The sequence below is a fragment of the Streptomyces sp. NPDC002742 genome, assembly GCF_042888885.1.
GTDB lineage: Bacteria > Actinomycetota > Actinomycetes > Streptomycetales > Streptomycetaceae > Streptomyces.
Window position 1 is genome coordinate 58300 of the sequence record NZ_JBIAQF010000040.1, and the last position, 9821, is coordinate 68120.

Genomic DNA, 9821 nt, shown 5'->3' on the forward strand with positions numbered 1-9821 from the left:
GGCGCCCCACTGCGCGGGCCCCAGCACCAGCACCCCGCCCCGACCTCTGGAGGAACGAGCATCATGCAACTGCCGCCCGCGTCCGGTTCGCCCGACAAGGCCGTCCATGACGTCGCCATCCTGGGTGCCGGCATCGCCGGCTCCGTCCTCGCGGCCATCCTGAGCCGCAACGGGGTGAAGACGGTCCTCATCGACGCCGGCACCCACCCGCGCTTCGCGGTGGGCGAGTCCACCATCCCGTACACGTCGGTGATGCTGCGCATCCTCGCCGCGCGCTACCGGGTGCCGGAGATCGCGCATCTGAGCCACTTCTCCACGATGCGCACCAAGGTGTCCTCGAACTCGGGCCAGAAGCGCAACTTCGGCTTCGTGTACCACCGCGAGGGCGAGGCCCAGGTCCCCAGCGAGATCAACCAGTTCGTGATCCCGGTGGCGCTGTCCACCGAGTCGCACATGTTCCGCCAGGACGTCGACTCGTACATGTTCAACGTCGCGGTGCGCTACGGCGCGGTGCCGCGGCTCAACACACGCGTGTCGGATGTCGAGGTGGACGGCTCCGGGGTCACGCTCGCCGTGGAGAACGGACCCGCGGTCCGTGCCCGGTACGTCGTCGACGCGGGCGGCCACAACTCACCGCTGGCCCGGAAGTTCTCGCTGCGCGACGAGGTGCCGCAGCAGCGCACCCACTCGCGGACCCTCTTCACCCACATGATCGGGGTACGGCCGTACGACGACTGCCCGGCCGGCCGGAAGCACGGCAACCCGAGTCCCTGGCACCAGGGCACGCTGCACCACGTCTTCGACGGCGGCTGGGTGTGGGTCATCCCGTTCGACAACCACCGCGGCGCCACCAACCGGCTGTGCAGCGTCGGCCTGACGCTGGACCCGCGCAAGCACCCGAAGACGGATCTGCCGCCGGAGCAGGAGTTCGCGCAGTTCCTGGAGCGGTTCCCGGACGTCGCCCCGCAGTTCGAGCACGCGAGGGCGGCCCGGCCGTGGGTGTCCACCGGGCGGCTGCAGTACTCGTCGCACCAGGTCGTCGGCGACCGGTTCTGTCTGACCTCGCACGCCGCGGACTTCGTGGACGCGCTGTACTCGCGCGGCCTGACCAACACCACCGACGTGGTCAACTCGCTGGCCTGGCGGCTGATCGAGGCCGCGAAGGACGACGACTTCTCGGCCGAGCGGTTCAGGCACGTCGAGACGCTCCAGCGGGGTCTCGTCCGCGCGCACGACGAGGTGGTGGCGTCCTCCTTCACGTCCTTCCGCGACTACGGCATGTGGAACGCGACGTTTCGCATGTGGGCGCTGGGCACGGTGCTCGGCACCCTCAACGCGCAGGACGCCCTGGTCCGCTTCGAGCGGTCGAAGGACCCCATGGTCTGGCGGGAGCTGGAGGCGCAGCCGCACCCTGGCGCGCTCTTCCCCGCGAGTGTCGGCTTCAACAAGATCACCGATGCCGCCTGGGCCGCCTGCCGGGACGTCGAGGCGGGCCTGATGACGTCGGACCGGGCCACCGGCGAGCTGTTCGACCTGTTGCAGGACGACGGTTACGCGCCGCCGCCGTTCGGTCTGCACGACCCGGCGAACCGCTTCTACAACCCCGATCCGGCCCGCATGATCCGCACCATGTACTGGGCCAAGCGCGGTTCGGCGTCCGCGGACACCGGCCCCGTGGTGGCCGGCGCGCTCGGCGGCTTCCTCCGTTCCCGCTTCCGCAGGCACTCATGAGAGGGGACGGGCCGATGCCCAGGAAACAGCCCGTGGAACGACCATCCACCGCACGATCCGCCGGGGGCCCCGGCCCGGACTGGGCGGAGGGCGCCGAGTCGGTGGCGGCGGCCGAGTCGGCTCTGCCGTACGAGCCGGCGGCCGAACCCGGCCCGCCCACAGCGCCGGCGTCGGTTCCGGCACGGCCGGCCGGCCCGGCGCGGCACGCGGTCGCCGTGCTCGGCGCGCACCTCGGAGGCGGCATGCTCGCCGCGATCCTGGCCCGGTCCGGGGTCGACGTGGTGCTGGTGGACTCACCGCACGATGCCACCACGCCGTCGGGCGAGACGACGGTCCCCTACACGGCGGAGATCTTCGAACTGCTCGCGCGCCGCTACGACGTACCCGAGCTGTCCGCGCTCGGGCACTTCGGCGAACTGCCGGCCGAAGTCCGCTCCACCTCGGGCATCAAGTCGAGCATCGGCTTCGTGTACGCGCGTCCTGGCGCCCGCGTACGACCGCACCACGTGGTGCAGTTCAACGTGCCCAGCGAACACGGCGAGTCCCATCTGTACCGGCCCGACGTCGACGCGTGGGTGCACCGGACCGCGGCGGGATACGGCGCCAAGGTGCCGTCGGGCCGTCCGGTCTTCACCGAAGTGCGCGGCACGGCGGGCGGTTTCACCGTCGAGCTGGCCGACGGGAGCAGCGTCGGGGCGGCGTTCGTGGTCGACATGTCGGGGCCCGGCGCGCCGATGCTGGGTCGCCTCGGCCCCGGCCCGGCGCTGCGCCCGCTGCGGCACTCCTCGCGGGTGCTCACCGCGCATCTGCGAGGCGTACGTCCGCTGGAGCAACGGGTGGACCCCGGCAAGGGCGGCACCCCGTGGACGGGGGGCACGACACAGGTGGTCTTCCCCGGCGGATGGATCCAGCTGGTCCCGTTCGGCGACCGGCGCACCGGCGATACGTCGCTGACGAGCGTGTCGGTGAGTCTGGACCCCAAGCTCTGGCCGCAGACGTCGGCCTCGCCCGAGGAGGACTTCCAGCAGCTGATCCGGCAGTTCCCCGATCTGCGGTGGCAGTTCGCCGAGGCGACCGCCGTCCGCCCGTGGACGGGCTCGGAGCCGTGGCAGTACGGCGCCAACGCCGCCGCGGGCGACGGCTTCGTCGTCCTCGAACGCTCCGCCGTACGCTGCGACTTCACGCTCTCCCGCGATGTCACGCTGACCGCGGAGCTGGTCCACGAGGCCGCCGCGCGTCTCATCTCGGCCGCGCGCAGCGGGGACTGGTCGGTGGAGCGGTTCCGGCCCCTCGAAGCGTTCCAGGCCTCGCTGATCGAGCACGGGGACCGGCTGCTGCGTACGGCGTTGACGGCGACCACAGACTTCAGGCTCTGGAACGCGTTCTGCCGGGTCTGGCTGCTGCACTCCATGTTCGCCGCCCTGTCCCTCAAGCGGGCGCGCAACGACGCCCTCGCCTCGCCCGGACGACCGGACCAGTGGCGGGAGCTGGAACGCTACCGGGGAGGGGGGCTGTGGTTCCCGGTCTACCCCGGGTTCGTCGCACTGTTCGACGACCTCGACCAAGTGGCGCGGCAGGTGGCCGACAACCGGCTGGCACCGGGTGCCGCCGCGGGGCGAATTTTCGGCCAGTTGCAGAAGGCGTCGTTCGTCCCGCCGCTCTTCGCCTTCGGCGATCCGGGCGACCGCTACTACAACTTCACGCCGCTGAAACGGGTCAAGGTACTGCTCTGGGCCAAGCTCAGGGCGCCGTACATGGTTCGGCGGGTCCTCACTCCGGGAGCCACCGTCCTGCCCGACATCGAACGGTAGGCCACGACGGACAGCGGGCCCACAGGAACTCGCGAGGATCCGGCCGCGGGAACCGCCGCCCCGAAGCCCGCCCACACGGGCTCCGGGGCGGCGGTTCGTTGTCGCGCGGGGGGCTACGGCATCGGCGTGGCTGATCGAATCCGGCCACCTCGTACGCCGGTTCGCGACGGGGCCTCGACACCACCCCTGACTGCCGCGATGCTCCCTACCGGGGAGTCTTCCCATGTGGAATGCTGATATGGTCGATTTCCTGTAAGAATGAATTAATACCCGAAGGGGGACTGGTGAGTACCGGAAACGGGATCCCCTGTGCTTCGCCCGCGGACGCACAGCCGGGCGTCGCCGCCCTCGGTCGCCCGGCGCCCTCGCGCGGTGGCGGCCGGCGACCGGGCCAGAGCAGTACCAAGGAACAGATCCTCACGGCCGCGCTCGAACTCTTCGCGGCCAAGGGCTACTCGGGCACCACCATGCGCGGCATCGCCCAGCAGGCCCAGGTCGACCCGGCGCTCATCCACCACTTCTTCAGCAACAAGGAAGGCGTGTTCCAGGACGCGGTCTCGTCCCGTATCGACGTGTCGTCCCTCTTCGACTCGTTGACCGACTCGGACCCCGAAGCGGCCCCGGAGCGCCGCGGCGAACAGATCGCCCGCACCTTCCTGTCCTTCTGGGAGGACGAGTCGACCCGGCCCGCGCTGATCGCCGTCTACCGGACGAGCCTCTCGGACGAGGCGACCTCCAAGAACTTCCGGGACCGGATCGAGGACAGCTTCGCCGCCTGCGTACGGCGGATCGCTCCCGGGGAGAGCGACCGTGTCCCGGCCTTCGCGTCACTGGTGTCCGCCCAGCTCGCGGGCCTGGTGATGCTGCGTTACGTCCTGCGGATGGAACCACTGGCCTCACTCGACTTCGAGGAACTCATCGAGTGGTTCGTGCCCGCCGTCCAGGTCCATTTCGACCGGCTCGCCGAGGGCTGAGGACCGCTCCGTCCCGGACCGGCCTGCCCGGGGAACCGCCTCTCGCCTGTCCGAAAGTGGTCGGCCCCGGTCGGTCCGGAGCGTGTGCGCCAGTACGAAGACTCCCCGCCCGGCAGTGGCCGCGGCTGCCGCACCGGCCAGGACACCGGGGACTCCGCCGGCACAACGGTCACCGAGGACGACGACACCGATGACCGCGGCGAACACCGGATTCACCAGGGTCATCGTGGCGAGCGGGGCCTCCAGGCCGCCACGGTAGGCGAGTTGGCACAGGCCCAGACCCGTCAGGGCCAGACAGACCACGCCGATGGCCAGGAGGACCGCCGAGAACGGCAGTCGTGGCCCACCGTCACGCATCAGCTCCAGGACCGCGGTCTGCGTCAGCGCCGAGGCCGCCCCGAAGGCGACTCCGGCGGCGACCGCGTACCACAGGCTGGCCGTCATCGTCCGCCGGGCGGTGACGGCCACCGCCGTCGCGACCGCGAGCAGCCCTGCGGTCAGGCCGACCACACCGGCCGTCTGAGAGGGAGCCAGCGTCCGGCCCGCCTCCGCGGACCGCGTCAGGAAGAGCAGCCCCGCCACACCCGCCACGGCACAGGCGATGCCGGAGCACTGCGCGGCGGTCACGCGGCTTCGCAGCACGGCGGCGGACAGCAGGGGAGCCGCCACCAGGGTCAGCACACCGAGCATCTGGACCGTGACGAGCGAGCCGAACCGCAGCGCCACCGTGTGCAGCGCCGCGCCCAGCAGGTTGAGCAGCAGCGAGACCCACCAGGTCGCTCCCCGCAGCACCCCGCGGCTCCCCCGTTCACGCACCGTCGACGCCACGGCCCGCTGCGCGACGGCCGCACCGGCATAGGCCAGAGCGGAGGCCGCACCGAGCGTGAGAACCGAGAACACGGTTCGTCCCTTCATCGCGAGGGGGAGCGGGGCCGGGCAGTCACACATGCTCGGTAAGCGGGGAGCAGGAGGCCCTGCGGGCAGCGGCCCTCGCCGCATCACCGCGCGCCGCCGAAGGACGCGGGGAGGACCGGGGCGGGGAGCGCCCCGGTCCTTGTTCCGTCGGCGCGCGCCACCGACCCGGCGTTCACGTGTCGGCATGACGCACCGTCACACCGTCGACGCGCCCATGCCGGAACGACGTTCCGCCCGGCGAGCGCCCTGTCGGTGGTTTCGTGCCGGCCTTCCCCGACCCCGCACACGGTGCTGTCAGCGGAGAGCGGCCCCGGCGAGCGACGCAGCGACCCTCGCTCGCGCGGCCGGCGCCGTCGCGGTGTCCGGCCTGCCGGTCAGGCGCCTCCGGGCACGTCCGTGACGTCCTCGGGGCGGATCTTCGGAAGGGCGAGGACCAGCAGGCAGGACAGGCCGAAGCAGCCGATCTGCCAGTACACGACCTGCTCGAAGCTGTCCCCGAAGTTGGTCCTGCGCGCCTCGGGCACGGCCGTGCCGAGCACCGCGGCCTGCACCTTCGCCCTGGTCTCCGCCGGCACCGGCGCATCGGCCATCTGCTTCTGGATGGCCGCGCAGCTCGCCGGTGTGGCGGTCAGATCCTTCTGGTTCATCTTGTCGTGGAAGCAGGTCTGGAAGCCCTTGGTGACCTGCGACTGCTGTGCGTCGGAGAGGCCGGCCGCGGCGAGGTCGCCGCGCAGTACCGGCAGCGCCGTCCGGCTGGCCGCGTCGGCGTTCGAGCCGAGCAGCCCGTAGAACAGGATGCCCGCGATCGCGATGCCGATGGCGATGCCGACCTGCTGCACGGTGGCGAGCATGCCCGACGCCGAACCGGCCTCGCGGGAGCGGATGCCCGCCAGGATGATCCCGGTGCACGGAGCGAGGAAGAACCCGCCGCCGAGGCCCGCGACCATGAGCGAGGGGATCAGCTGGTAGCCGTGCAGGTCCGATCCAGCCCAGTGCAGGGTGCCGATCACACCTGACATGCCGACGAGCAGCAGCCCCGTACCGACCGCGAGGGTCTTGGTGCCGAGCCTCTTGACCACAGCCGCCGAACGGGCGGACCCGACCGCGATGAGCACGGCGAAGCCGAGGCTGACGAAACCGGCGGAGATCGGGGTGTAACCGAAGCCGATCTGCAGACTCATGAAGAAGACCATGAAGAACGACGGGATTCCGGCGAAGAACACCACGCTGATCACGAGACCGACGGTGAACGACCGTTCCTTGAACAGCCCGCTCGGCACCAGCGGTGACCTGTCCGCCAGCTTCGACAGTCTGCTCTCGTACACGAAGAACCCGGCCAGCACGAGGGGGCTCAGCACCAGCAGTACCAGGCTCCAGCCGGGCCAGTCGTGTTCACGCCCGATGACCAGCGGCAGAATCAGGCTGAAGAGCCCCGTGCTGAGGATGAGCGCCCCCGTCACGTCGAGACGCCGGGCGCCGTCCCCCGAGGACTCCGGGATCTTGGCCAGGCCGAGGAGCAGGGCGACCAGACCCACCGGCAGGTTGACGTAGAAGATCGCGCGCCAGTCGGTGTCCAGGATGTCGAGCTGGATGAGCCAGCCGCCGAGCACCGGTCCCAGCACCGTGCCGAGGCCGATCGAAGCCCCGTACATCGCGAGAGCCTTGGGGCGCTCCTTCGCCGAGAAGGTGACCTGGATGATCGACAGCACCTGCGGGAACATCAGCCCGGAGCACATGCCCTGGAGCACCCGGGCGCCGATCAGGAAGGTCGAACTCGGTGCCGCACCGCACAGCGCCGAGGCGAGGGTGAAGCCCAGCATGCCGATCAGGAAGATCTTACGGCGGCCGTGGATGTCGCCGAGCCTGCCACCGGTCACCAGGACGCACGCGAAGGCGAGCGAGTAGACCGCCACGACCAGCTGGATCTCGGCGAAGGTCGAACCGAGGTCGCTCTGCAGCGAGGGCAGGGCAACCATCGTGATCGTGGTGTCCAGCATCTGCATGAAGATGGCGGACAGCGTGACGGCGAGGATCACCCAGCGCCCGGGGTTCGCGACGAACCCCCCGCCGGGCGAACTACCGGGCGGGGCTGTCGCCTTCACGCCCGTGTCAATCGATTCCATGTTCCCTCCTTGGGTACGCCGTCCGCTGACAGCACCCGCGAGTTATTCATTCTCCAATGAAGTCTACGAGTACTGAATTCCAAACCGCAAGCTCGACGGTCACGTTCCGGACAGCCGCGACATCACCAATGCGCCTTCGAGCAAACGCTGTTGACGTGCAGCGACACCTACGGGAGAGTCAGCAGCAGGCATGCCCTGCGCAGTTCCGGATCACCCGGACGGGCGCGGGTCGGGCACCCCGACAAAGGTGCGCACCTCCTGGAGCCGACAGCCGCTGAACCGGCGGCCGCCGAGCAGGTTCACGAGCGGGGCGCGGTCGCGTGCTTCATGCGCTCCGTGCGCTCCGTGCGCTCCGTGCGCAGGGTGGAGCCGGTGGGAGATCCGGGAGATGGGCCGCGCCGCCGCACCGGCCTCCGTGCCCACTGGGGGACCGGGGGCGGACGCTCAGGAGCGTGCGGCCGTCGCGCCGGCTTCGAGAGGCCCCGGCGTTCCCCGCACATGGTTCAGCATCGGCACGGGCAGCACGGGCAGTGCGGACAGTGCGGACAGTGCGGACAGTGCGGACAGTGCGGACAGTGCGGGCAGTGCGGGCAGTGCGGGCCAGGATCGACCTCGCACGCCGCCGCGACTCCGGGTCCGCCCCCGAGGGACGCGGCGCTCACACCGCGCAACCTCGGCGCTCAGTGACGCGATCGACCCGGCGTCACACAGGCCGGCCCATGTACGACATGACCCCGGCCGTACTCACTGCCCGACCCGCTCACCGGATTCGGATCCGGACCCGGCCACCGAGCCGAGGCCGGAGACAGGGGCAGGGGCAGAGACTGGGCCAGAGACAGGCCCAGGGCCGGCAGAAGCGAATTCGGACGGGTCCGCGACCAGAAACGCCGCGACCGCCGGCGCCAGCGCACGCACCAGCTCGGCAGGATCGCCGCCCTCGGCGAACTCGGGCGGCAGCAAGCCGATATGACGGGACGTCATGACTCCGACGAGCAGACTGCTGACGAGTGCCAGCCTGATCTCGTCCGCCTCCGCGACCCCCTCCGGGACCAGCGACTGCCGGAACCGCTCCCTGGCGGCGGGCAGATCGAGCGCGGAGCGCAGCACCCCGAGGATGCGCCGCTGCTGCACGGGGTCACCCCAGTCGGCGACCGCGTGGCGCAGCAGCCACTCCGCCGCGTCCGGATCGCGTCGCCCGATCGCTTCCCGGAACACCTCGGCCGGCCGCACCGTCTCGGCGACGACGGCGTCGTAGAGCGCCTCCTTGGAGGCGAAATAGTGTCCGATCAGGGCGGGGTCGCATCCGGCGTCGGCGGCGACCGCGCGCAGGGAGGTGTTGCGGTAGCCGAACCCGGCGAAGAGATCCGCCGCGGACCGCATGATGGCCTGGCGAGTACCGGGTGTACCCCTAGTTTCGGCCACGGCGGCACTTCCTCTCGATCACGAGTCCCCCCGAAGGACGTGCTTGCCGCCCGGTCTCCACACGGGTGTCCGCGACGACGGGACAGCGTGACGCCGAGCCGCACAATAATTCATTCGACCATGAAGTCTACACGCGGTGACTTCTCAGGTCAAAGCTTTGGGCTCATCTGCGACGATCCCCAACTCCCGTACGTGACCAGGCTTTCGGCACGGTACCAGCACAGTTGAGCGAGGCCTGCACAACGCGCCGATCCGAGGCACCACACGCCCTCCGCGGCACAATTCAACGCCCATTGAAATTCCCTGGGGATCCCCCTAGTCTCACAGCGGGCGCCCAACCCTCGTTCAGCGCGACGGCTCTGCGGGTGCATGCCCGCGCACGCGCATTCCGCCCCAGGGAGAGGCACTTGCAGGTGACGAAACAGACGGACCGGCTCGACCGGGTCATCATCCGGTTCTCGGGTGACTCGGGCGACGGCATGCAGCTCACAGGTGATCTGTTCACCTCACAGACGGCGTCCTTCGGCAACGACCTCTCGACCCTGCCGAACTTCCCTGCCGAGATCCGCGCGCCCGCAGGCACCCTGCCGGGCGTTTCGTCGTTCCAGCTGCACTTCGCCGACCACGACATCCTCACGCCGGGCGACGCGCCCGACGTGCTGGTGGCCATGAACCCGGCCGCGCTGAAGGCGAACATCGCCGATGTGCCACGCGGCGCGGAGATCATCGTCGACACGGACGAGTTCACCGAACGGGCGATGCAGAAGGTCGGCTACGCGGCCAACCCGCTGGAGGACGGCTCGCTGGACGGCTACAACGTCCATCCCGTCCCGCTCACGACGATG

8 protein-coding genes are annotated in these 9821 nt (G+C 70.4%); 4 read left to right on the plus strand and 4 right to left on the minus strand.

The window, feature by feature from the left end; all coding sequences use genetic code 11:
• Positions 1-63 precede the first annotated feature (63 nt).
• The 3 genes from ACFYW8_RS40935 (at position 64) to ACFYW8_RS40945 (ending at position 4516) form a co-directional block, all read left to right on the plus strand.
• On the plus strand, positions 64-1731 hold the full coding sequence (locus tag ACFYW8_RS40935; protein ID WP_389091322.1) for an NAD(P)/FAD-dependent oxidoreductase: 1668 nt from the start codon (positions 64-66) through the stop codon (positions 1729-1731).
• Positions 1732-1763: 32 nt separating this feature from the next.
• Positions 1764-3542 (plus strand): NAD(P)/FAD-dependent oxidoreductase, encoded by a 1779-nt coding sequence (locus tag ACFYW8_RS40940; protein ID WP_389091327.1) that lies wholly within the window; start codon positions 1764-1766, stop codon positions 3540-3542.
• Positions 3543-3826: 284 nt separating this feature from the next.
• Positions 3827-4516, plus strand: a complete 690-nt coding sequence (locus ACFYW8_RS40945) for a TetR family transcriptional regulator (RefSeq protein ID WP_365880976.1) — start codon at positions 3827-3829, stop codon at positions 4514-4516.
• Here ACFYW8_RS40945 and ACFYW8_RS40950 read toward each other — a convergent pair.
• The 4 genes from ACFYW8_RS40950 to ACFYW8_RS40965 form a co-directional block, all read right to left on the minus strand.
• A complete protein-coding gene (locus tag ACFYW8_RS40950) occupies positions 4439-5416 on the minus strand; it encodes a DMT family transporter (RefSeq protein ID WP_389091332.1) in 978 nt (325 codons plus the stop codon). The genes ACFYW8_RS40945 and ACFYW8_RS40950 overlap by 78 nt on opposite strands.
• A 389-nt stretch (positions 5417-5805) precedes the next feature.
• Complete coding sequence (locus ACFYW8_RS40955; protein WP_389091334.1) at positions 5806-7554, minus strand: MFS transporter; 1749 nt, start codon at positions 7552-7554, stop codon at positions 5806-5808.
• A gap of 444 nt (positions 7555-7998) precedes the next feature.
• Entirely contained in the window at positions 7999-8172 is a 174-nt protein-coding gene (locus ACFYW8_RS40960) for a hypothetical protein (RefSeq protein WP_389091339.1), read from the minus strand.
• Between the two features lie 126 nt (positions 8173-8298).
• Positions 8299-8976 (minus strand): TetR/AcrR family transcriptional regulator, encoded by a 678-nt coding sequence (locus ACFYW8_RS40965; protein ID WP_389091343.1) that lies wholly within the window; start codon positions 8974-8976, stop codon positions 8299-8301.
• Between the two features lie 413 nt (positions 8977-9389).
• On the opposite strand from ACFYW8_RS40965, the gene ACFYW8_RS40970 reads away from it, so the two are divergent.
• Positions 9390-9821: 2-oxoacid:acceptor oxidoreductase family protein (locus ACFYW8_RS40970; protein ID WP_389091347.1), on the plus strand; the 432-nt coding region annotated here is incomplete at its 3' end.